A 20,929-nucleotide genomic window follows, 5' to 3' on the forward strand; every position below is an offset into this window, starting at 1 on the left:
CGGCTCCTTTTGTCCCCAATCCGCAGATACAACGCTGAAAGGCGTCTGCCATCGCGAAGCAATTTTCCGTCATGCCAATTTTGCAAAGCAGATTCAATCAAACCGATAAGTCCAGAATCGCTCGGTTCCGAACCGCTCTTCCAGTTCGCGGGTGATCCGCTTGCCGCCGTCCGATATGCCGGGCACGTAAAATTGGGAGCGGTGCGCCCGGATCGAATCGAACTTCTGCTTCAGGTACGGCCGGACGTCGCGGTAGACGTCGGGCTTGCCGAGATCGCGCTCGCAGCCGTGCGAGAAGGCGATGCAATGCACGGTCGGCCGTTCGCCGCGAGGCATCCGTCCGATCACGCGGACGACGGCGGCGCCGCATGCGTCGTGGTCGGGGTGGACGGCATATCCCGGGTAGAAAGTGATGACGAGCTCGGGCTTCACGTCGCGTACGACCGCGCCGATCCGCTCATCGAGCAGCTCGGGATCTTCGAATTCGATCGTCTTGTCCATGAAACCGAGCAGTCTGAGGTCCCGGACGCCGATGGCCCGGCACGATTCCTCGAGTTCCCGCCTGCGGAACCCGGGCAGCGTCAAGCGGTTCGCGAACGGCGGAAAACCCATGTTCCGGCCCATCTCGCCGAGGGTCAGGCAGGCGTATGCGACTTCGGCGCCGGAGGCGGCGTACATGGCCAGCGTTCCGGACACGCCGAACGATTCGTCATCGGGATGCGGGAAAACGGCAAGAACGCGTTTTTCCATAATCTAAGCACCTCTCCCCTCTCAGAACGGGCTCGGAGACAACTGCAGGGCGACGGCCAGCTTGCCTTCGCTGTTGTGGCCTGCCAGCAGGAGCCGCTCCGTCTCCGATTCCTCGTAGTGCGTCAGTCCCTCGCAATAGACCCATCCGTGTGCCATCTTCAGTCCGACGCGGTACGGACCGCTGCCGGATATCGTACCCCGTTCATAGCGGATGACGGCGTTCTTGACGAACGCCGACGACGGATGCCTGCTGCTGTCGTGATGAGTGGCGTATGCGCCGGTCGTCGACTCGAGGTGAAGATAGAGATCGCGTCCTTTCAATGCCTCGAGCCGGGCCTGAACCGTTTCGGCGTCGATTGGTATCAATGTCGGCACCTCCTTGCGTGAAGACCGTCTGCCCGGCCTTGCCGGCGAATCCGGAAGTACCGGGGCAGCCGTCAAGTCATGGTACTGACAGGGTACCACTCCGCAAGGCTTGAAATCAACGACATCCGCACATTTTGGACGAGGCGGGGGTGTTTATCCAGGAGGGAGTTGTCTTCCCGGCATATGATGCAGCAGTACAAGTGGAAGGGGAGCGATGCCGATGCAAGCGGGTACCGGCAGGACGCTGGCGAACAAGTGGGCAAAGACGGCTGCGCTCAAATCGCATCCGGGAATCGCTCCGCATATTCCGCACACGCGGCTGTTCACCGAAGCCAATCTGCGCCGGATGCTGGCGCAATACGGGAGCGTTGTCGTCAAGCCGCAGCGCGGCACCGGCGGACTCGGCGTCGCCAAGATTGCGCGCAGCGGACGCGGATATACCGTCACGGTCGGCGCGTCGAAACGCACGTACCGCTCGTTCGCGGGGCTGCTTCGGGCGCTGCGTCGGCTCAGGCGCGGGCGCCGCTACCTGATCCAGCGCTGCATCCCGCTCGCGACGATCGGCGGACGGCCGATCGATTACCGGGTGAAGATCGTGAAGGAGGGCGGCGCGTGGAAAATCCGGGCGATCGTCGGCCGGCTGGCACGCAAGGGGCTGTTCGTCACGAACCTGTGCCGCGGCGGCACGCAGCTGCCGGCTTCCGTCGGCATCAGCCGCTCGCTGTCTCCTCGGCTGGCGGCCGTCAAGAAACGGCAGATGCGTTCGCTCACGTACACGGCGACGGCCGTGCTGGAACAGCGGTATCCCGGAATCGGCCAGCTCGGATTCGACTACGGTCTGGACCGCTCGGGGAAAATCTGGATTTTCGAAGTGAACACGCGGCCGCATTGATCTTGCCAGATATTTAATGAGGTTAATAGGATTTGCTAATCTGGAAATCAATATGCATCAAACTTTTTTATAGGGCAGGCGCAAATCACATGCTGTGTATAACTCTATCCACAACATCCCCATAGCAACGGCGCATTTTTCGACGTCTGCCCACAAGAAACGCACAATTCATACACAGTCCGCTGTGGATATCCGGATCGCTTGTTACGCTGGAAATGGACATGCTAAGATGAGGATGACACAAGCATTGAAAGGATGACCCGAGCATGAACAAGCTTCCGGACGAATTGCTGCTCGAAGCTTATTATACGGCGGTTGAACAGAAACTGGATCCCGCGTTCATCCGCATGCTCGCAGCGGAACTGTCCCGGCGCAAGCTGAAGCCTGTTTCCGTCCGGATGGGAGCGTAATAGATCCGGGCGTTCACGGCCGCAGGACAATCGTGACTTCGCCATCGGTTCCGCAGGATGCGCAGTGAACCGCGTGAATACAGATCATGTCTTCGATCGAGCCGCGCATGCGGCTTTCTTCGTGCCCGGGCTCGTACGGCGCGTACGGCCCGAGCGCGTCGGAAACACGCCCGGCGTCCTCGGCGGAGCGGCCGCAGCGGGGACAGTCGAAGACGAGCGGCACGAGACCGTTGCACACGGGACAGATCGGCGGCATGGCCATCACCCCGTCACATAGGATGTCCAGCCGTCACAATTTCATATTGCTGCTGTGGCCCGGAGACAGCTTCGCGGTTGGATCGATGTACACTTTCGCGTTGTTGATGGCGGTCGGCGCTTCCCCGAAACCGACGGCGATCAGCTTCAGCTTGCCGGGGTAGGTGACGATGTCGCCCGCGGCGAAAATGCCCGGAATGGACGTCTCCATGCGCGAGTCGACGACGATGGAGCCGGATTCGATCTGAAGTCCCCATTCCTCGATCGGGCCGAGCGAAGAGACGAAGCCGAAGCTGACGATGACCGCGTCGACCTCGTGCTCCGTCGTTTCGCCGGAGCGGCCATGTTTCAGGGTTACGCGTTCGATCCGCCCGCTGCCGGACAGGGCCTCGATCTCGGCGGGCGTGATGATGTTCACGCTCGACGCCTTCAGCTTCTCGACGCTGTGCTCGTGGGCCCGGAATTTGTCCCGGCGGTGCACCAGCGTGACGGAGGATGCGATCGGCTCGAGCATGAGCGCCCAGTCGACGGCGGAGTCGCCGCCGCCGCTGATCAGGACGCGCTTGTCCCGGAATTTCTCCATGTCATTGACAAAATAATGCAGGTTGACGCCCTCGTATGCTTCCGCTCCCGGCAATTCCAGCTTCCGGGGTTCGAAAGCGCCGACGCCGGCGGTGATGATGACGGCGCGCGCGTGGTGCACGGTGCGGTCGGTCGTCACTTCGAACAGCCGTTCCTCGATTTTTCGCACGTTCAGCACTTTTTCTTCGAGACAGATTTCCGGCTTGAACAGATCGAGCTGCTCACGGAGACGGTCGACGAGTTTCTGCGCCTTCACGCGCGGAAAGCCCGCCACGTCAAAAATTTCTTTCTCCGGGTAGAGCGCGGAGAGCTGGCCGCCGAGCTGCGGCATGCTCTCGATGATTTTCACGGTCGCCTGCCGCATGCCGCCGTAGAATGCGGCGAACATGCCGACGGGACCGCCGCCGACGATGACGATGTCGGTCAGATTGGGATGGGTTTGCTGGGACATCACACGGCACCTCCAGGCTGATTGGATAATTTCGACATCTGCGCGGTTATTTTTACATTATACCTGTTCCCGCGTCCTTCGTCTGTCGTTTTTGTACGGAGTTCTAAAAGAATTCGTAGGTTTTGCTCTTGAACTTTTTCTGAAAACTGCTATCATTTTCAATGTATGTTACGGGTATTGTGTCCGATATCTGTTCGAGCGCATACATGAGGGCGTTTGAATTGACGCAAGCTAGGCATGAAACCCTTGATGGCCGGTCTTGTTTGTGTAATTTTTCACAATATCCCGGTAATGATCAACGACCAAGAATGGAAGGGAGCCCAACATGAGCAGCATTCCGAAGATCGTCATTCTCGGCGCCGGGTACGGGGGCGTCATGACGGCGCTTCGTCTGCAGAAGCAACTCAATTACAACGAAGCGGACGTGACGCTCGTCAACAAGCATGACTACCATTATATTACCACCCACCTGCACATGCCGGCCGCAGGAACGGACAGTCCGGAGAATGCACGCGTCAGCATTTCGAAACTGATCGACGAGTTCAAGATCGATTTCGTGAAGTCGACGGTCGTGCAGATCCGGCCGCAGGACCGCAAGGTCATTCTGGAGGACGGCACGCTGTCTTACGACTACCTCGTGATCGGCGTCGGCGGGGAGCCGGAGACGTTCGGCATTCCGGGCCTGAAGGAGTACGCGCTGAACATCCGGAGCATCAACTCCGTCCGTCTGATCCGCGAACATATTGAGTATCAGTTCGCGAAGTACAAACGCGAGCCGCATCGCACCGACTATCTGACGTTCATCGTCGGCGGCGCGGGCTTCACCGGCATCGAGTTCGTCGGCGAGCTGGCCGACCGCATCCCGCAGCTCTGCCGTGAATTCGACGTCGATCCGCAGCTCGTGAAGCTGATCAACATCGAAGCGGCGCCGACCGCGCTGCCGGGCTTCGATCCGGAGCTCGTCGAATATGCGATGGACGTGCTGCGCAAGAAAGGCGTCACGTTCCGCATCGGCACGCCGATCAAGGAGTGCAAGCCGGACGGCGTCATCGTCGGCGAAGGCGAGGAGATCAAGGCGCAGACGGTCATCTGGACCGGCGGCATCCGCGGCAACCGGCTGATCGAGGAAGCCGGCTTCGAGACGATGCGCGGCCGCGTGAAGGTCGACGAATATCTGCGTGCGCCGGGGCATGACAATGTTTACGTCGTCGGCGACAACTCGCTGGTGTTCAACGAGGAAGGCCGCCCGTACCCGCCGACGGCGCAGATCGCCATGCAGCAAGGCGTGGCCGTGGCGCACAACCTGGTCGCCTCCATCCGCAACCAGGCGCTGAAGAAGTTCGAGTACAAACACAAGGGCACGGTCGCTTCGCTGGGCAAAGGTGAAGCCATCGGCATCGCCTTCGGCAAGAAGTACAAAGGCTGGACGGCAGCCCAGCTCAAGAAGCTCATCGACCTGCGCTATCTGTTCATCATCGGCGGCATTCCGCTCGTGCTGCGCAAAGGGAAATTCTTCTGATGCGGCACTGCAGCGTACAAGTGCGGGGACTGCTGACCCGGGACGAGCTCGACCGCTACAACGCGCTCATGGAAGTCGGCTCTTACCTGGAATCGCAGGGACGATACGACCTGGCTTATACGGTGCAACGAGAAGTGGATCTGCTGATTCAGCCCGCGATCGAGCGGCTGAAGGCGAAAAGCCGCGAGCGCGACCGGATGACGGCAGAATATCTGGCGGCGAAAAAAGCCGAAGCGGAAGGCGCGGCAGCCAACGGGACGGCGGACGCCGGAACGGAAGAAGACGACGAGTGATGCTATCGGAATGCTGCGCCATCGGGAACGAAACAAGGCCGGTCAGGATGCGAATCCTGTCCGGCCTTTTGCTGCGTCCATTTACACGTTCAACAGTTCGCCAAGCTTGTCCGACGTCAACAGATTGCCGACGTAGAAGTCGCCGAATTCGCCGAACCGCGCGCTTACCTCGTCGAAACGCATTTCGTAGACCAGCTTCTTGAACTGGATCGGGTCGTCGGCGAACAGCGTGACGCCCCACTCCCACAAGTCGAAGCCGACCGAACCGGTGATGATCTGCCGGACCTTGCCGGCGTATTTGCGGCCGGTCATGCCATGGGAGCGCATCATTTCGCGCCGCTCGTCGATCGGGAGCATGTACCAGTTGTCGCTGCCCTGCCGGCGTTTGTTCATCGGGTAGAAGCAGATGTGCCGGGTTTTCGGCAGAATCGGTTTGAGCCGGGCGACGATCTCCGGGTTCTGCATCGGATCGGTTCCCGGCTGCGCCATATAGTTGCTCAGCTCGACGACGCTGACATAGGAGTACGCGGGAAGCGTATAGTCGGCAAATGCCGATTTGTTGAACGCCGTCTCCACTTCCTGCAGTTCGTCCAGCGTCTCGCGCAGATGCATGAACAGAATGTCGGCTTTCTGGCCGACGATCGCGTAGACGGCCGTGCTGCCGGTTTTCGCGGCTTCGACCGATGCCCATTCTTCCATCATGCGGCGCAGTTCGCCTGCTGCCTGTTCCCGCTCGGCCGCGTCGGCCTGCTTCCATGCCGACCAGTCGATGGTGCGGAAATCGTGCAGCGCGAACCAGCCTTCAAGCGTTTGAGCCGCTTCGCTCATGGAAACCCTCCTTCAGGTTCTGTCGTTCGTGGAACCTGCACTTGTCGCCCTCATTGTACCCGAACGGCGGGACGCGGGGCAAATGACGGTCTTGTGACAAAGCCGCTCCGAAATTGACTCGTGCGGGCACTTCCACTAAACTACTCTAGAGAAACGGAATGCGCCAAGGAAGGAGCTTGCTTCCGACATGCTGCAAATGATCGTGCTGTTGCTTCTGTTCTTCGTGATGATCTTCGGCATCGGCTTCATTCTGAACATGCTGATCAAGACGACCTGGTTTCCGATCTGGCTGTTCCTGATCGTCGGCGTGCCGCTGGGCATGTACTTCACCTGGGATGAGTCGAAGTCGTTCACGGCCAATCTGACCGGGTATTCCTACGTTGACATCTCGGTGGCGCTCGCGGGTCTCGCCGGCGCGTATGTCAGCGGCTGGACGATCCGCAAGCTGCGCCAGGGCGGATACAAAATGTTCTAATCGGCACCGGAGACGGCAGAGCCATACTAAGACGGAATACCGATTCCGTCGAGGTGAGGGCGATGCCGTTTATTCATGTGAACGGGACGGACATCCATTGTCACGCGCTTGGCCGGGGGCCGGCCGTCGTCATGGTGCACCCGCCGTTTATCGCGAGTTCCATTTTCAATTATCTGAAGCATGATCTGTCCTGGGATCACCGCGTCGTCGTGTTCGACATCCGCGGGCATGGGCACAGTCCGCCGGGCGACGCTTCGCTCACGATTCCGCTCATCGCGGAGGACATCCGGCAGTTGCTGGACCGGCTCGACATCGAGTCCGCCTATGCCTGCGGCTATTCCTGCGGCGCGATGCCGGTGCTTGAAGCGCTGTTGAGCGCGCCCGGCCGGTTCCGGGGCGCCGTGCTGCTGTCCGGCATGAGCGAGCTGACCGACAGGCGCAGCCGGATGCAGATGCGGGCCGGCGTCATGCTCCGCGGCCTGTCCCCGGAGGCGGTCGTCGTGCCGGTCGCGCTCGGCAACGCAGACAGCCGGACAACGTTCGGCGTGCTCCATGCGGAGGGCAAGATCGGCGATGCGCGCCGCTGCCGGGAATATGCGGATAGCTGCCTGCGTTACAGCTGCACCGGGCGGCTGAACCGCATCGATCATCCCGTGCTGCTGCTCAGCGGCGCGGAGGACGGGGCGGGCTGCGCCTATGCACGCGCCTTGCGCGATCGACTTCGGGAGTCGGAGTGGTACAGGATCCGGAAAGCGGGCCATCACCTGCCGACGAAGGCGCCGGATCAGACGAGCGATGTCATCCGCGCCTGGATCGCGAAGCTGGAAGGCCGGGACGCGGCGCCCGAGTTCGCCGGGCCGGAAGGTCTGGCGGAGGTGCTCATGGCGGACGAGGCGGATGCTGCGGCGCAGGAAGCGGAGCGGAGCTGACCGAGGGTCGGCGGCCGCTCTTTTTGTGCGTAAATGGGGTGAATGGCGCAAGCTGGTGCAGAAATGCACTATATTTTTTAAAAATAATCCGGGATGGCCCCATCTGGTGCATATGTGCACCATATACGGCGAAATCCCAACGAAAACGGTCTGATCTGGTGCAGAAATGCACCAGAATGGCCCAATGGCCTTCGAGACCGATCCATCTGGTGCATTTTTGCACTACATCCCGCATCCCGCGGCCGTCCGAACGAGACCGCTGCCGACTTAAATCTGCGATCAGTGTCGTTTTGTGCTAGAATAGGATCACGAGATTTCCCACGACGGATGGAGCTGGATGACAGCATGCGGATCGAACACGGGCATCAATTCACCGAGCATCATCGTTATATCGTCTATCGCGATTTCTCGATGAGCCCGCTGGACATGAAGACGCTCAGCCTGATCTATCAGCCGATGATCGGCGCGCCGGCCGTCTCGCTGTATCTCTTGCTCTATCACCAGATCGACGAGACGCGGACCGGTTATTCGCGTCCCGATGTGCAGCGAAGGCTGCTGCTCGGCCTCGGCGTCGGCCTCGGCGAGACCGGCCGGCGTCATCTGATCGAACAGACCTCCCGGCTCGAAGCCGTCGGGCTGCTGCAGACGCACCGGATCGCGCTGCCGGGCGGGGACGACATGCTGTACGAATACACGCTGGTCAGGCCGCTCGAGCCGGCCGAATTTTTCACGAACCCGCATTTTACGTTGCTGCTGCGGGACAAGATCGGCAAATACGCCGTCATCGCGCTGCGCGAGCAGTTCGAGTCGCCGGCTCCGGAAGAGTTGGATCATGCGGGGGCGGGGCGGGAAGATCTCTCGGTTCCGTTCTTCGAAATCTTCCGCGTGCAGCCCCACAGCGCGGACGCCGAGCTGGAGCAGGCGCTGGCGGAGATTGCGACCACCCGCGAACCGGCGCCGGTTCTGCCGCCCGAGCCGTCCGCGGGCATCGCTTACGGCGAGCTGATATCCGGCTTTCCCCAAAGCTCCGCCAACCGGCCGTTCGTCGAACGGCTCCGGACGGACAAGAACGGCATGGCGGTCGTGAACTACGTCGCCTACAAATATGAACTCGACGTCGTGGACATGCGGCGGCTGCTCGACGAGCCCGGCGTCTTCTCGCCGGACGGCGCGCTCCTGTTCGACGAGCTGCAGCAGCGGGCCAGCATGTTCTACCGGCAGAACCGCAAGCTGGAAGAAGAGCGGAACCGGATCGCGGGGCGGAGCGTATCCAGCGCCGGCGTTCCGGAAGACGCGGCCCCGGACGAACCGCCGGAAGAAGTGCCGGTGTCGGAAGACGATTATTTGCCGGTTCCCGAATCGATGGCGGGACGATGCGACATCGCGCAGTACAACTTCCTGATGCGGAACGAGCCGCACACCCGCTTCCTGAAGCGGTTCTTCCCGGGAGCCGTGCCCGCCTGGCTGGACCGGGCCTTCGAACGCATCGACCTTCATTACAAAATGCCGCGCGAAGTGATCAACGTGCTCATCCACTACATACTCGGCATGAGCGGAACGCAGCGGCTGTCGGGCGACTTCATCGACAAGGTAGCCTCGAACATGCTCGCCAGAGGGGTCGATACATACGAGAAGGCGATCCGGTACGTGCGCGAGCAGGAGAAGCTCGAGCAGCGGATGAAAGAAGCGGAGCGCCGTCCGCAAGGCGCGCAGGGTGCGCAGGGTGGGGCGCAAGGCCGCGCCTGGCGCGGCGGCCGGAGCGGCGGAACGCGCAAGCCGGCGATTCCGATCGTCGAGCAGCGGACGGGCGGCCGGCAGCTGACGCCGGAGGAGATGGCGGAGGCGCTCCGTCTGGCAAGCGAGCTGGAACGCGAGTCGTAACAAGGGAGGGGGCAGACCGATGGAATCGCTGGGGGAACTCATCAAGCGGTGGCCGCTCGGCGCAGGGATGCAGGCCGAAGCGGAGCGGCATTTGGACGCGCTGCTGGAGGAACCGGCCGTCCGCGAGCTTCGGGCGCGCCATCCGGAACTGACGCGGCGCGACCTGCGCCTCAATCTGAACCGGATTTATCAATATGTGAAAGAACAGCGCCATTGCGCCGCGTGTCCCGGTCTTGACCGGTGCCCGAACGACATCGAAGGGTACTACACAGTGCTGGAGTGCGAGGTGCAAAGCGACAAGGCGCAGCTGTACGACCGGAAAGTCCCCTGCAGCCTGCTCAAGGCGCGTCAGGCCGAACAGCAGCTGCGCAGCCGGGTGCGGAGCTTCTACATCGACGAATCGGCGCTCGGCGGTTCGTTCTCGCCGACCGAGATGGTCACCCTCGAGCCCGAGCGTTCGGCTGCCGTCAACCATCTGTTCAAATACATCAAGACGACGCGGGAGAACGGCCTGCAGAAGCGCGGACTTTATCTCGTCGGCCCGTTCGGCACGGGCAAGACGTATCTCATGTGCTATATGCTGCACGAGCTGGCGAAGAGCGGGCTGTCCGGCGTCATCGTCTACGTGCCGGAGTTCGTCGAGGACGTGAAATCGATGCTGGATGAACCGGCCCGGCTGCGCGAGACGATTGAACTGATGAAGCAGACCGACCTGCTCGTTTTTGACGACATCGGCGCCGAGAACCTCAGCCCCTGGGTGCGCGACCATGTGATGGGCACGATTCTGAACTACCGCATGAACCGGAAGCCGACGTTTTACACGTCCAATCATGACCTGGACGCGCTGGAGCGGCATTTCAGCTTCACGAACAAGGACGGCGAGGAAGCGCACAAAGGGCAGCGGCTGATGGACCGGATCCGCCCGTTCGTCGACCGGCTCTGGATCGGCGGCGGGAACAAGCGCGGCCTCACGTGACCGCCATCTTAAGAATGAACGCTTGTTCCGGCTTCTCCGGAGATGGTAAGATGCGGGAAGATGACAAAAAGGATACGTGCGAATCCGCACCGTGTCCGGAGAGGAAGGAACTGGTCACCATGCGCAAACATCGTGTCGTTGTGGCCGGCTGCGGCGGCATGTCCCGGCTGTGGCTGGATTACGCGCAATCCGGTGAGAAGGTCGAGATCGCCGCGCTCGTCGATCTGTATGAAGAGACGGCGCGCCGGAGGGCCGCCGAACGCGGGCTGGACGTCCCGATCTTCACCGATCTTGCGGAAGCGCTGTCGAAGGTGGAGGCGGACCTCGTGTTCGACGTGACGATACCGGCCAGCCACAAGACGGTCGTGACGACGGCGCTCTCCGCCGGCTGCCACGTGTTCGGCGAGAAGCCGATGGCCGAGTCGCTGGAGGATGCCAAGGAGATCGTGCGCGTCGCGGGACAGACGGGAAAGCGGTACGCGGTCATGCAGAACCGCCGGTACAACCGGCAGATCCGCGCGCTGCGGGAGCTGATCGCTGGCGGGACGATCGGCAAGGTCGGATCGATTCACGCCGATTTCTTTCTCGGGCCACATTTCGGCGGCTTCCGCGACGCGATGGAGAGCCCGCTCATCGTCGACATGGCGATCCACACGTTCGATCAGGCCCGCTTCATCAGCGGGGCGGATCCGGTCTCGGTGTACTGCCACGAGTACAATCCGCCGGGTTCGTGGTATCAGGGCAACGCTTCGGCGGTATGCATTTTCGAGATGAGCGACGGTTCGGTGTTCACGTACCGCGGGTCGTGGTGCGCGGAAGGGTTCCCGACGTCCTGGGAAGCGGACTGGCGCATCATCGGCAGCCGCGGCACGGCGCGCTGGAACGGCAGCTCGACGCCGGAGGCGGAGGTCGTGGACGAGTCGGCGGAACCCGGCTTCATCCGGGCCGTGCGCCGGGTGGAAGCGAAGGCCGCCTGGAACGGGCGGGAAGGCCATGCCGGCTGCCTCGACGAGATGTTCGCCGCGCTGGAGGAGGGGCGTCCGGCGGAGACGGACTGCACCGACAACATCAAAAGCATGGCCATGGTGTTCGGCGCGCTCGAGAGCGCGAAGACCGGCCGCAAAGTGATGCTCGACCATCTGTGATCCGACAGCCAGGGTCCGCCCGCAGGTTTCACCGCCTGCCGGGCGGGCCGTTTGTTTTATCAGCGCAGTTTATAAGATCAATAAAAACTAACAAAAAATAGGTTGACGCCCCGGCTGGCGACCTGATATGATGCTTCTATAACCCGACTAAACATGTAGGAATAATCATTTAGTGACCGGTCAACCGGAGCAAATGAAGCCTCGTCCTCATCGCGCTGCGCCATCAGTCGGTACAGATTGAGAAGGGACGGCCGCCGGGCCGCCCGATTTTGGGGGAGTGTCGAGAATGAAATCCAAGATTTATCGGACGCTGATTTTGATTGCCATCATTGCCCTGTTGACCGCCTGCGGATCGGGCGGCGGCAACGGCTCGGGCAACGGACCGTCGACCGGTTCCGGGGGAGCGTCTTCCGATGCGAAACAAGAATCGCTGCCGCCGGTGGAACTGCTGAACGTTTCCTACGACCCGACCCGCGAGCTTTACGAAGCGTACAACGAGCTGTTCGCCGAGTACTGGCTGAACGAGAAGGGCCAGAAAGTGACGATCAAGCAGTCGCACGGCGGTTCCGGCAAGCAGGCCCGCTCCGTCATCGACGGGCTGGAAGCGGACGTCGTGACGCTGGCGCTCGGCTACGACATCGACGCCATCGCCGATGCGGGGCTGATCTCGCCGGACTGGCAGTCGCAGTTTGACCTGAACAGCTCGCCTTATACTTCGACGATCGTTTTCCTCGTCCGGGAAGGCAATCCGAAGGGGATCAAGGACTGGGACGACCTGATCAAGGAGGGCGTCGAAGTCATTACGCCGAACCCGAAGACGTCCGGCGGCGCGCGCTGGAACTACCTCGCCGCATGGGGCTACGCGCTGAAGAAAAGCGGCGGCGACGAAGCGTATGCGCAGGAGTTCGTGAAGGAACTGTTCAAGCACGTGCCGGTTCTCGACTCGGGCGCGCGCGGAGCGACGACGACGTTCGTGGAACGGAAGATCGGCGACGTGCTGCTCGCATGGGAGAACGAGGCGTTCCTGTCGCTCAAGGAATTCGGCGAAGACCAGTTCGATATCGTCACGCCTTCGCTCAGCATTCTGGCCGAACCGCCGGTCGCCATCGTCGACAAGGTGGTCGACAAGCGGGGAACGCGGGAAGTCGCCGAAGCGTACCTGAACTATCTGTACACCGAGGAAGCGCAGAAAGTGATCGGCGAGAATTTCTACCGGCCGACGCTGCCATCCGTGGCCGAACAGTTCAAAGACGTGTTCGTCGACGTGGAGCTGCTGACGATCGACGACGATTTCGGCGGCTGGCGCGCGGCGCAGGAGAAGCATTTCGCCGACGGAGGCATTTTCGACCAAATCTATACGCCGGGTTCCTGATCACCGGATAAATCGAACAGCCGTGAATCGGACGGGAGCTGACTTCACATGAAAGGTTCCAGAAAGGCCAGCGTGCTGCCGGGATTCGGACTGTCGCTCGGATTTACCGTTCTGTATCTGAGTCTCATCGTAATCATTCCGCTGGCCAGCGTCCTGATCAAGACGGCCGGAATGAGCTTCACGGAGTTCTGGGCGGCCGTGACGAACGCCCGCGTGCTCGCGGCGTACAAGTTGAGTTTTCTGACCGCGTTCTTCGCGGCCGCCGTCAATGCCGTGTTCGGCCTGCTCGTCGCCTGGGTGCTCGTGCGCTACCGGTTTCCGGGCAAGCGGCTCATCGACAGCATCGTCGACCTGCCGTTCGCCCTGCCGACCGCGGTTGCGGGCATCGCGTTGACGTCCATCTACGCGCCGACCGGTTGGGTCGGATCGCTGCTTGAACCGCTCGGACTGAAAATCGCTTATACCCCGATCGGCATCACGATCGCATTGGTGTTCATCGGCCTGCCGTTCGTCGTGCGGACGGTGCAGCCGGTTCTGCAAGATCTCGACAAAGACGTGGAAGAAGCGGCCGTCATGCTCGGCGCGTATCGCTGGCGGACGTTCCGCCGCGTCATTCTGCCGGAGCTGATCCCGCCGCTGCTTACCGGCTTCGCCCTGGCGTTCGCCCGGGGCATCGGCGAGTACGGTTCTGTCGTGTTCATCTCCGGCAACATGCCGATGCGGACGGAGATCGCGCCGCTGCTCATCATGACGAAGCTCGAGCAGTTCGACTACGCCGGCGCGACGGCCATCGCGCTCGTCATGCTGGTGATCTCGTTCTCCCTGCTGCTGCTCATCAACTACATGCAGTGGCGGTACAGCCGCCGCGTGCAGGCGGGATAAGGAGGGATCGCCATGGCTGGAGCCATTCACGCACATCTGTCAGACGCGGCGTCCGACCGGCCCGCCCACGCGACGGAATCGAGGGGCGTCCGGATCGCGCTGATTACGGTCGCGCTGCTGTTCCTGGCGCTGATCATTCTGCTGCCGCTCATTTCCGTCATCGTCGAGGCGCTGTCGCAGGGCTGGCGCGTCTATGTCGAATCGATCACCGAGAAAGATGCGCTCTCGGCGCTGAGACTCACGCTGATCACCGCGGCCATCGCCGTCCCGCTGAACACGGTGTTCGGCATCGCGGCCGCCTGGGCGATCGCGAAGTTCAAGTTCCGGGGCAAGAACGTGCTCATCACGCTGATCGATCTGCCGTTCGCCGTCTCCCCGGTCATTTCGGGCCTGATCTTCGTCCTGCTGTTCGGCGCGCAGGGGCTGCTCGGTCCGTGGCTGGCGGCGCATGACATCAAGGTCATCTTCGCGCTGCCCGGCATCGTGCTCGCCACCATATTCGTCACCTTCCCGTTCGTGGCGCGGGAACTGATTCCGCTCATGCAGACGCAGGGCGTGCAGGAGGAAGAGGCGGCGGCGACGCTGGGGGCGAAGGGCTGGCAGATTTTCTGGCGCGTGACGCTGCCGAACATCAAATGGGGGTTGCTCTACGGCATCATCCTGTGCAACGCGCGGGCGATGGGCGAATTCGGCGCCGTATCCGTCGTCTCGGGGCATATCCGCGGACAGACGAACACGCTGCCGTTGCACGTCGAGATCCTGTACAACGAGTACCAGTTCACCGCATCGTTCGCCGTCGCTTCGCTGCTGGTGCTGCTTGCGCTCGTGACGCTGGTCGTCAAGGCGATCGTCGAGTGGAAATCCGAACAGCGATCGGCTGGATCGGAAGGAGGAACCGGGTAACATGCGTATCGAAGTGCGGAATGTGACGAAGCGTTTCGGCAGCCTGAAGGCGGTCGACAATGTCAGCTTCACGATCGAAGAGGGCAAGCTGATCGGGCTGCTCGGCCCGAGCGGCGGCGGCAAGTCCACCCTGCTGCGGATGCTCGCGGGGCTGGAGACGCCGGACGAAGGCGATATCATCCTGGACGGCAAGCGCGTCAACGACGTGCCGCCGCAGAAGCGGGGCATCGGCTTCGTCTTCCAGAACTACGCGCTGTTCCGTCACATGACCGTGTTCGACAACATCGCGTTCGGACTGGAAGTGAAGAAGGCGAAGAAGAATGAAATCCGGGAGCGCGTGAACGAGCTGCTCAAGCTGGTGGGCCTTGAGGCGATCGGGAACCGTTATCCGCATCAGCTCTCGGGCGGCCAGCGGCAGCGCGTCGCGTTCGCCCGGGCGCTGGCGCCGCGGCCGAGCCTGCTCCTGCTCGACGAGCCGTTCGCCGCGATCGACGCGAAGGTGCGCAAGGAGCTCAGGACGTGGCTGAAAGAGATGATCGAGCAAATCGGCATCACATCGATCTTCGTGACGCACGACCAGGACGAGGCGGTCGAAGTGGCCGACGAGATGCTCATTTTCTCGAACGGCCGGCTGGAACAGCAGGGCTCGCCGCTTGAGATCTACCGCCATCCGCGGACGCCTTTCGTCGCATCGTTCATCGGCGAATCGCGGGTGCTCCAGCATCCCGAGCGGCTCATCGGATTCGAGGAAGCGGTCAGCCAGGGAGGCAAATCGGCCATCATCCGCCCGGAATTCGTGGAGGTCGGCTTGCAGCGGGAGCTTTCCTATCCGCTGTCCGCGCAGCGGGGGATCGTCCGGCAGTCGTTCTTCCGCGGCGCGCATCTGGAACTGGAAGTGGATGTCGAAGGCAATCGGCTGATCGCGTACCGGTCGCTTGACCGGGAACCGCTCGAGCCGGGCGCCGAAGTGCTTGTCTTTATTCATCGGTTGTACGTGCTTGACGGATCGTCTGCGGTATTGGTCGAAAATCCGCTCAAGACGGATCCGATGCCGGTCCATATTTAGTCCATACTGGAATGGATGGAGGGTTCACAATGGCGAAACCGGTAGAGGTGGATGCCGTATGGCTGGAACGGATTGCCGAAGTGGTGAACGGCCTGGAATACGGCTCGGTGGTCATTACGGTTCATGACGGCCGGATCGTGCAAATCGATCGCACGGAACGCAAGCGGTTCGACGCAGCGGCCGCGGCGCGTAGGGCTCAGCCTGTTGCCGGCAGGCCATTGCCGAAGACCGGCGAAGCGAAACATTGAAAACGAACAGCCCCGCCGCCGTCCGGAATGGACGGAAGCGGGGCTTCGGTTTACGGCAGGTCAAATGCGCATGAGGCGGCATTGCGCCGCCGGCCGGGTTACGAGATCAGAAACTTGATGATGACGGCTGCGGCGAAAACAACCACCATAAAGGCGAACATACCGGCGAAACCGACCGCCACATCGTTGAAATCGTTGCGCGGCTCTTCATTGATATGTTGACGCGGATCCTGCACGTTCTCCATCAGTCTGTCCTCCTGTCGGGCCGGCGGTAAACCGCAGCTTGTGCCCCGTAAGTCTTCCATCGCTCCCCCTAGTATACCCAACTTGCCGAATGCTTGTAAAGCGAACGAATGTGACAAAAATAAGGCGGCGTTTTGTCGGTACGGCATCGCTCCGCCGGGCGTTCCATGTGCTACAATACGTATAGCGACGAAGGGGGCGAAACCGCATGGCACAGAAGGAGTCGGCCGGCCGATCCGCGGCCGGGGAACTGAGGCGCGTTCCGGAGCCGATCCGCTCGAAGCTGGCGCTGCTTCCGGACAAGCCGGGCTGCTACCTGATGAAGAACGCCGACGGGCAGATCATCTACGTCGGCAAGGCGAAGGTGCTCAAGAACCGCGTCCGGTCCTATTTCACGGGCAGCCACAACATCAAGACGCAGCGGCTCGTGTCGGAGATCCGCGATTTTGAATACATCGTGACGTCCAACAACATGGAAGCGCTCATCCTCGAGTGCAACCTGATCAAACAGTATCATCCGCGCTACAACGTCTTGCTGAAGGACGACAAGACGTTTCCGTACATCAAGATTACGGGAGACGCGCATCCCCGCCTCGAGGTGACGCGGCGCGTCGTCAAAGACGGCGGAAAATATTTCGGCCCGTATCCGAACGCCTATGACGCGCGGGAGACGAAGCGGCTGCTGGACCGGCTGTATCCGCTGCGCAAATGCGCGACGATTCCCGACAAGGTGTGCCTGTATTACCATATCGGGCAATGTCTCGCGCCGTGCGAATTCCCGGTCGACCGGAGCCGGTACGAGGAGATGGTGCAGCAGATCACGCGTTTCCTGAACGGCGGCTACCAGGAAGTGAAGGCGCAGCTCCAGGAGAAAATGATGGCCGCGGCCGAGGCGCTCGAGTTCGAACGGGCGAAGGAGTACCGAGACCAGATCCAGAGCATCGAGACGGTGATGGAACGGCAGAAGATTCAGGTTGCCGATGCGGTCGACCGCGACATTTTCGGTTTTGCTGTGGACAAAGGGTGGATGTGCGTGCAGATTTTGTACATGCGCCAGGGCAAAATGATCGAACGCCGCGCCACCACGTTTCCGTTCTACGGCGAGCCGTATGATGATTTCATGACGTTCGTGGCCCAGTATTACAGCGAGAACCCGGCGCTGCCGAAGGAGATTCTGCTGCCGATGGCCGAAGATGCCGGCAGGACGGCGGACGGCGGGCAGCAAGGACAACCGGCCGGCGGCGGGCAAGACGGGGCTTCATCTGCGGGCGGGCAGGATGGTGCGGCGGCTGCCGGGCAGGAGGGGGCTGCGGCTGACGGCGGCGCTTCCGGCGGCGAGCGGCCGGATGAAGGCGAGGCCCGCGCCGGCGCCTCCCAGGGCGAAGAGGATATGCGCGAATCGCTGCAGCGCTGGCTGAAGATCAAAGTGTTCGTCCCCCGCCGGGGCAAGAAAAGGGACATCGTGAAGATGGCGATGCAGAACGCCCGGGTGACGCTGGACGAGAAGTTCCGGTTGATCGAGCGCGACGAAGCCCGCAGCGTGAAAGCGTGCGAAGGGCTGGCCCGGTGGCTCGGTCTGCCGCAGCTACGCCGCATCGAGGCGTTCGACAACTCGAATATTCAGGGCACCGACGCCGTCTCGGCGATGGTCGTCTTCACGGACGGCAAGCCGGACAAGTCGGAATACCGGAAGTACAAGGTCAAGACGGTCGAAGGAGCCGACGACTACGCGACGATGCGCGAAGTGATCCGCCGGCGCTACGAACGGGTGCTGAAGGAGGGGCTTCCGCTGCCGGATCTGATCGTCGTCGACGGCGGGCGGGGGCAGATCAGCGCGGCGCTCGACGTGCTCGAGAACGAGCTGGGCCTGAACGTGCCGGTCTGCGGCCTCGTGAAGGATGAGAAGCACCGGACGGCGCAGCTGATGACCGGCGATCCTCCGGAGATCGTGCCGCTGCCGCGCGACAGCCAGGAGTTCTACCTGCTGCAGCGCATCCAGGACGAGGTGCACCGGTTCGCGATCTCGTTCCATCGCAACGTGCGCGCCAAATCGATGATCGCCTCGCAGCTCGACGCGATTCCCGGGATCGGCGAGAAGCGGCGCAAGGCGCTGCTCCGCCATTTCGGTTCGATCAAGAAGATCCGCGAAGCGTCGATCGAAGATTTCCGCCCGCTCGGCATCGGCGAGAAGCTCGCGGCGAAAATTTTGGAGGCGCTGCGGGAAGATGACGCGCGCCAGGCGGAGCCGGAGCCGGCGGAGTAGTGGAGCGGCCGGTGCTGCAGCGTGGATGGTACGCTGCAGCGGGCTGTGAGGCCCGGCCGGATGGGCTGCAGCGTGGATAGCACGCTACAGCAGGCTGCGGAGCCAGGACGGATGGGCTGTAGCGTGGATAGCACGCTACAGCGGGCTATGAGGCCCGGCCGGATGGTCTGTAGCGTGGATAGCACGCTACAGCGGGCTGTGAGGCCCGGCCGGATGGTCTGCAGCGTGGATAGCACGCTACAGCGGGCTGCAAGGCCTGGACGGATGGCCGTAGCGTGGATAGCACGCTGCAGCAGGTGCGAGGCCCGGCCGGATAGAACGTTGAAAGCCGCGTGCGGCAACCGCACGCGGCTTTCGTGATTATGCCGGATCCGGATCCCCAGCGGCCGAAGCGGGCGCTGCCGGCACCGGAGCCTTGGGCGCCGGCGCGGACGGCTTCGGCGGCCGACGCCGGTCCCACCAATGGATGAGCCAGGCGATGCCGACCGGATGCACGATGTAGAAAATGCCGGCCGCAATCGCATCGGCCCCACCGAGCAACATGAGCGAAGTCGCCATCAGGACGAGGTCGAAGACGGCATGCGCGAACAGCGCGGCCGCGAAGCCGAACCGGACGAACAGCCAGCAGAACAGCAGGCCGAGAATCGTCAGCTCGATCAGCCGCGTGCTCCACGGGTAGAGCGGGTACGCGACATGGCCGAGCGCCCAGATGACGGTCGGAATGACGCATGCCGCCGCCGTATTCCGGAACCATCGCTTGAACAGGCCGACGCCGAACAACCGGTACATCGCTTCCTCGGAGATGGCCGCGCACCAGGCGAGCAGCGGGAACAGCCAGGCCCAGCGGAAGTTGAGCGTCGACTGGGTGACGTCGGCGGAAGACCAGATGCCGAATCCCTTCTCCATCACGAGGAAAATGACCGCCTGAAGCCCGAGCAGCGCGAATGCGGCGCAGTACCCGATCTTCATCGCCTGCCAGACATCGGCGCCGAAGCCCGGCTCCCCGCGCCTTCTCCACAGGTTGTACCCCATCGACCGCCACAACCCGTCGCCGCCGACGAAGGCGAACCAGACCGATACGGCGACGCCGAGCGTGTACAGCACCTGGAGGACGGTCATGAATACCGTGAACGGACCGGCCTGCGCCGATTCGCCGACGCTCGCCCGGATGCCGTCAAACATGTTGATGTTGTTGATCTGGTAGAACACCAGGAAGATGCCGCTCAGCAGCAAACCGCGCGCAAACGATGTCTGCCTGCGCAGCAGCGCGGCGTAGATGATCGCGATGACGAACAGCACGAACGAGAGGCCCATGTAGCCGGCGAATGTCAGGATCGAGGCGATCTGATCCTGCCGCTCGACATAATCGGCATAATCGTCCGGCACTTCGAACACCGGCTTGAACGAGGTGACGCGGACGGTTCCGTCCTCCGCCTGCCTGACATTGATGCGGAGCGTCAGCTTCGCATCGCCGATCTGATCCTCGGCGTCGAACACGATCGTGCCGTCTTCCGGCAGGCCGCGCAAATGGAGCGCCTGCTCCGGATAGCCGCGCTCGATCGCGAAGGCGCGCGCCGCCAGCGACGCCGCGCCGAACTCCAGCTTGCGGCCGCCTTTGCCCGGCAGTTCGTTCCAGGCGACGACTTCACCCGTATCCATGTGGACGTGCACGAACAGGACTTCGCCGTGCTTGCCGTGCATTTCCACCTGCCAGGTTTCCACCGGATATTGCCGTCCGTAGCGCTCTTCATAATCTTCGCCGAGATCTTCCCTGGACAAATAGCCGTACAGCCGTTCCTGAATTTGATGCACGGTGCCCGCCGGCTCGAACGCGCCGCCGAAGTGCTCTTCCGCGAACCGGACGGCCGCAGCTTCGGCCTCCGCCTTCGCGATATGCCGAGTGGCATCGGGATCGCGGATGATGCGGCTCACTTCCGGGGCGATCTGGAAAATGAGAAACAGCAGCAGCCCCGCGGCCCCGGCCCCGAGAAGCAGGCGCCAATTCGGCTGCGTAATCCCTCGCTGCATGCCAACACCTCGTTTGATGTGAACGTGACTGAAAAATCTAATCGTAGCGTAACATATCGCGTGAAAATCTTCCAATTGCGCGACAAATCGACATTTGGTAAACGCCGGCCGGCGGGCTATAATCGTAACAATCGGCCGGCCCGCACATCCAAAGCCGGCCCGTTTCGGGAGT

General features: G+C 62.0%; 22 protein-coding genes. 15 read left to right on the forward strand and 7 right to left on the reverse strand.

Features of this window, described 5'->3' with window-relative positions:
• Positions 1-93: 93 nt before the first annotated feature.
• Together bshB2 and KJQ12_RS15795 are read right to left on the reverse strand one after the other, a co-directional pair.
• Entirely contained in the window at positions 94-750 is a 657-nt protein-coding gene (gene bshB2, locus KJQ12_RS15790; RefSeq protein ID WP_015255579.1) for a bacillithiol biosynthesis deacetylase BshB2, read from the reverse strand.
• A 21-nt stretch (positions 751-771) separates the two neighbouring features.
• Positions 772-1,116, reverse strand: a complete 345-nt coding sequence (locus KJQ12_RS15795) for a YojF family protein (RefSeq protein WP_015255578.1) — start codon at positions 1,114-1,116, stop codon at positions 772-774.
• Between the two features lie 220 nt (positions 1,117-1,336).
• Between KJQ12_RS15795 and KJQ12_RS15800 the strand changes: the two genes are divergently transcribed.
• Both KJQ12_RS15800 and sda read left to right on the forward strand, forming a co-directional pair.
• Complete coding sequence (locus tag KJQ12_RS15800) at positions 1,337-2,008, forward strand: YheC/YheD family protein (RefSeq protein ID WP_213485792.1); 672 nt, start codon at positions 1,337-1,339, stop codon at positions 2,006-2,008.
• Positions 2,009-2,274: 266 nt separating this feature from the next.
• A complete protein-coding gene (gene sda / locus KJQ12_RS15805) occupies positions 2,275-2,418 on the forward strand; it encodes a sporulation histidine kinase inhibitor Sda (RefSeq protein ID WP_015255576.1) in 144 nt (47 codons plus the stop codon).
• 13 nt (positions 2,419-2,431) lie between these two features.
• On the opposite strand, the gene KJQ12_RS15810 is transcribed toward sda, so the two are convergent.
• A complete protein-coding gene (locus KJQ12_RS15810) occupies positions 2,432-2,674 on the reverse strand; it encodes a hypothetical protein (RefSeq protein ID WP_213485795.1) in 243 nt (80 codons plus the stop codon).
• A gap of 33 nt (positions 2,675-2,707) precedes the next feature.
• On the reverse strand, positions 2,708-3,706 hold the full coding sequence (locus tag KJQ12_RS15815) for an NAD(P)/FAD-dependent oxidoreductase (protein ID WP_213485797.1): 999 nt from the start codon (positions 3,704-3,706) through the stop codon (positions 2,708-2,710).
• A 325-nt stretch (positions 3,707-4,031) separates the two neighbouring features.
• Here KJQ12_RS15815 and KJQ12_RS15820 point away from each other — a divergent pair, with 325 nt between their 5' ends.
• Both KJQ12_RS15820 and KJQ12_RS15825 read left to right on the forward strand, forming a co-directional pair.
• Positions 4,032-5,225 (forward strand): NAD(P)/FAD-dependent oxidoreductase, encoded by a 1,194-nt coding sequence (locus tag KJQ12_RS15820; protein ID WP_015255573.1) that lies wholly within the window; start codon positions 4,032-4,034, stop codon positions 5,223-5,225.
• Positions 5,225-5,518: a hypothetical protein gene (locus KJQ12_RS15825; RefSeq protein WP_213485799.1), complete on the forward strand. Its 294-nt coding sequence runs from the start codon at positions 5,225-5,227 to the stop codon at positions 5,516-5,518. Before KJQ12_RS15820 ends, KJQ12_RS15825 begins: the two co-directional genes overlap by 1 nt.
• A gap of 81 nt (positions 5,519-5,599) precedes the next feature.
• Here the strand turns inward: KJQ12_RS15825 and hemQ are convergent, their stop codons facing one another.
• Complete coding sequence (gene hemQ, locus KJQ12_RS15830) at positions 5,600-6,346, reverse strand: hydrogen peroxide-dependent heme synthase (RefSeq protein ID WP_015255571.1); 747 nt, start codon at positions 6,344-6,346, stop codon at positions 5,600-5,602.
• A gap of 187 nt (positions 6,347-6,533) precedes the next feature.
• Here hemQ and KJQ12_RS15835 point away from each other — a divergent pair, with 187 nt between their 5' ends.
• From KJQ12_RS15835 to KJQ12_RS15880, 10 genes are all read left to right on the forward strand, one after another.
• Positions 6,534-6,821 carry a YuiB family protein gene (locus tag KJQ12_RS15835; RefSeq protein ID WP_015255570.1) on the forward strand — a complete coding sequence of 96 codons (288 nt, stop codon included), beginning with the start codon at positions 6,534-6,536 and terminating at the stop codon, positions 6,819-6,821.
• A 62-nt stretch (positions 6,822-6,883) separates the two neighbouring features.
• Complete coding sequence (locus KJQ12_RS15840; protein WP_213485801.1) at positions 6,884-7,750, forward strand: alpha/beta fold hydrolase; 867 nt, start codon at positions 6,884-6,886, stop codon at positions 7,748-7,750.
• Between the two features lie 327 nt (positions 7,751-8,077).
• Positions 8,078-9,631 (forward strand): DnaD domain protein, encoded by a 1,554-nt coding sequence (locus KJQ12_RS15845; RefSeq protein ID WP_213485809.1) that lies wholly within the window; start codon positions 8,078-8,080, stop codon positions 9,629-9,631.
• A 19-nt stretch (positions 9,632-9,650) separates the two neighbouring features.
• Complete coding sequence (gene dnaI / locus KJQ12_RS15850) at positions 9,651-10,607, forward strand: primosomal protein DnaI (protein ID WP_213485816.1); 957 nt, start codon at positions 9,651-9,653, stop codon at positions 10,605-10,607.
• Positions 10,608-10,726: 119 nt separating this feature from the next.
• A complete protein-coding gene (locus KJQ12_RS15855; protein WP_213485817.1) occupies positions 10,727-11,752 on the forward strand; it encodes a Gfo/Idh/MocA family protein in 1,026 nt (341 codons plus the stop codon).
• Between the two features lie 286 nt (positions 11,753-12,038).
• Complete coding sequence (locus tag KJQ12_RS15860) at positions 12,039-13,124, forward strand: sulfate ABC transporter substrate-binding protein (RefSeq protein ID WP_213485826.1); 1,086 nt, start codon at positions 12,039-12,041, stop codon at positions 13,122-13,124.
• 48 nt (positions 13,125-13,172) lie between these two features.
• Entirely contained in the window at positions 13,173-14,006 is an 834-nt protein-coding gene (cysT, locus tag KJQ12_RS15865; protein ID WP_213485828.1) for a sulfate ABC transporter permease subunit CysT, read from the forward strand.
• 12 nt (positions 14,007-14,018) lie between these two features.
• Positions 14,019-14,909: a sulfate ABC transporter permease subunit CysW gene (gene cysW / locus KJQ12_RS15870; RefSeq protein ID WP_213485836.1), complete on the forward strand. Its 891-nt coding sequence runs from the start codon at positions 14,019-14,021 to the stop codon at positions 14,907-14,909.
• 1 nt (position 14,910) lies between these two features.
• A complete protein-coding gene (locus KJQ12_RS15875) occupies positions 14,911-15,975 on the forward strand; it encodes an ABC transporter ATP-binding protein (protein WP_213485838.1) in 1,065 nt (354 codons plus the stop codon).
• 29 nt (positions 15,976-16,004) lie between these two features.
• Positions 16,005-16,223, forward strand: coding sequence for a YezD family protein (locus KJQ12_RS15880; RefSeq protein WP_015255561.1), 219 nt, complete (start codon positions 16,005-16,007; stop codon positions 16,221-16,223).
• A 98-nt stretch (positions 16,224-16,321) separates the two neighbouring features.
• Here KJQ12_RS15880 and KJQ12_RS15885 read toward each other — a convergent pair whose 3' ends face one another.
• Entirely contained in the window at positions 16,322-16,468 is a 147-nt protein-coding gene (locus tag KJQ12_RS15885; protein WP_086010531.1) for a YqzM family protein, read from the reverse strand.
• A gap of 206 nt (positions 16,469-16,674) precedes the next feature.
• Here KJQ12_RS15885 and uvrC point away from each other — a divergent pair, with 206 nt between their 5' ends.
• Complete coding sequence (gene uvrC / locus KJQ12_RS15890; protein ID WP_213485840.1) at positions 16,675-18,729, forward strand: excinuclease ABC subunit UvrC; 2,055 nt, start codon at positions 16,675-16,677, stop codon at positions 18,727-18,729.
• A gap of 360 nt (positions 18,730-19,089) precedes the next feature.
• On the opposite strand, the gene KJQ12_RS15895 is transcribed toward uvrC, so the two are convergent.
• Positions 19,090-20,757 (reverse strand): CPBP family intramembrane glutamic endopeptidase, encoded by a 1,668-nt coding sequence (locus tag KJQ12_RS15895; protein ID WP_213485842.1) that lies wholly within the window; start codon positions 20,755-20,757, stop codon positions 19,090-19,092.
• Positions 20,758-20,929 lie beyond the last annotated feature (172 nt).

The sequence above is a fragment of the Thermobacillus xylanilyticus genome, assembly GCF_907165215.1.
GTDB classification, from domain to species: domain Bacteria; phylum Bacillota; class Bacilli; order Paenibacillales; family Paenibacillaceae; genus Thermobacillus; species Thermobacillus xylanilyticus.

What these genes read in the sequence shown, in the direction of transcription:
- KJQ12_RS15885 (WP_086010531.1), bottom strand. Translation starts at nt 16,468, where the DNA reads ATGGAGAACGTGCAGGATCCGCGTCAACATATCAATGAAGAGCCGCGC.
- KJQ12_RS15810 (WP_213485795.1), bottom strand. Translation starts at nt 2,674, where the DNA reads ATGCCGCCGATCTGTCCCGTGTGCAACGGTCTCGTGCCGCTCGTCTTC.
- KJQ12_RS15895 (WP_213485842.1), bottom strand. Translation starts at nt 20,757, where the DNA reads ATGCAGCGAGGGATTACGCAGCCGAATTGGCGCCTGCTTCTCGGGGCC.
- KJQ12_RS15815 (WP_213485797.1), bottom strand. Translation starts at nt 3,706, where the DNA reads ATGTCCCAGCAAACCCATCCCAATCTGACCGACATCGTCATCGTCGGC.
- bshB2 (WP_015255579.1), bottom strand. Translation starts at nt 750, where the DNA reads ATGGAAAAACGCGTTCTTGCCGTTTTCCCGCATCCCGATGACGAATCG.
- KJQ12_RS15820 (WP_015255573.1), top strand. Translation starts at nt 4,032, where the DNA reads ATGAGCAGCATTCCGAAGATCGTCATTCTCGGCGCCGGGTACGGGGGC.
- hemQ (WP_015255571.1), bottom strand. Translation starts at nt 6,346, where the DNA reads ATGAGCGAAGCGGCTCAAACGCTTGAAGGCTGGTTCGCGCTGCACGAT.
- KJQ12_RS15860 (WP_213485826.1), top strand. Translation starts at nt 12,039, where the DNA reads ATGAAATCCAAGATTTATCGGACGCTGATTTTGATTGCCATCATTGCC.
- KJQ12_RS15875 (WP_213485838.1), top strand. Translation starts at nt 14,911, where the DNA reads ATGCGTATCGAAGTGCGGAATGTGACGAAGCGTTTCGGCAGCCTGAAG.
- dnaI (WP_213485816.1), top strand. Translation starts at nt 9,651, where the DNA reads ATGGAATCGCTGGGGGAACTCATCAAGCGGTGGCCGCTCGGCGCAGGG.
- KJQ12_RS15845 (WP_213485809.1), top strand. Translation starts at nt 8,078, where the DNA reads ATGGAGCTGGATGACAGCATGCGGATCGAACACGGGCATCAATTCACC.
- KJQ12_RS15880 (WP_015255561.1), top strand. Translation starts at nt 16,005, where the DNA reads ATGGCGAAACCGGTAGAGGTGGATGCCGTATGGCTGGAACGGATTGCC.
- KJQ12_RS15840 (WP_213485801.1), top strand. Translation starts at nt 6,884, where the DNA reads ATGCCGTTTATTCATGTGAACGGGACGGACATCCATTGTCACGCGCTT.
- sda (WP_015255576.1), top strand. Translation starts at nt 2,275, where the DNA reads ATGAACAAGCTTCCGGACGAATTGCTGCTCGAAGCTTATTATACGGCG.
- KJQ12_RS15800 (WP_213485792.1), top strand. Translation starts at nt 1,337, where the DNA reads ATGCAAGCGGGTACCGGCAGGACGCTGGCGAACAAGTGGGCAAAGACG.
- cysT (WP_213485828.1), top strand. Translation starts at nt 13,173, where the DNA reads ATGAAAGGTTCCAGAAAGGCCAGCGTGCTGCCGGGATTCGGACTGTCG.
- cysW (WP_213485836.1), top strand. Translation starts at nt 14,019, where the DNA reads ATGGCTGGAGCCATTCACGCACATCTGTCAGACGCGGCGTCCGACCGG.
- uvrC (WP_213485840.1), top strand. Translation starts at nt 16,675, where the DNA reads ATGGCACAGAAGGAGTCGGCCGGCCGATCCGCGGCCGGGGAACTGAGG.
- KJQ12_RS15855 (WP_213485817.1), top strand. Translation starts at nt 10,727, where the DNA reads ATGCGCAAACATCGTGTCGTTGTGGCCGGCTGCGGCGGCATGTCCCGG.
- KJQ12_RS15835 (WP_015255570.1), top strand. Translation starts at nt 6,534, where the DNA reads ATGCTGCAAATGATCGTGCTGTTGCTTCTGTTCTTCGTGATGATCTTC.
- KJQ12_RS15825 (WP_213485799.1), top strand. Translation starts at nt 5,225, where the DNA reads ATGCGGCACTGCAGCGTACAAGTGCGGGGACTGCTGACCCGGGACGAG.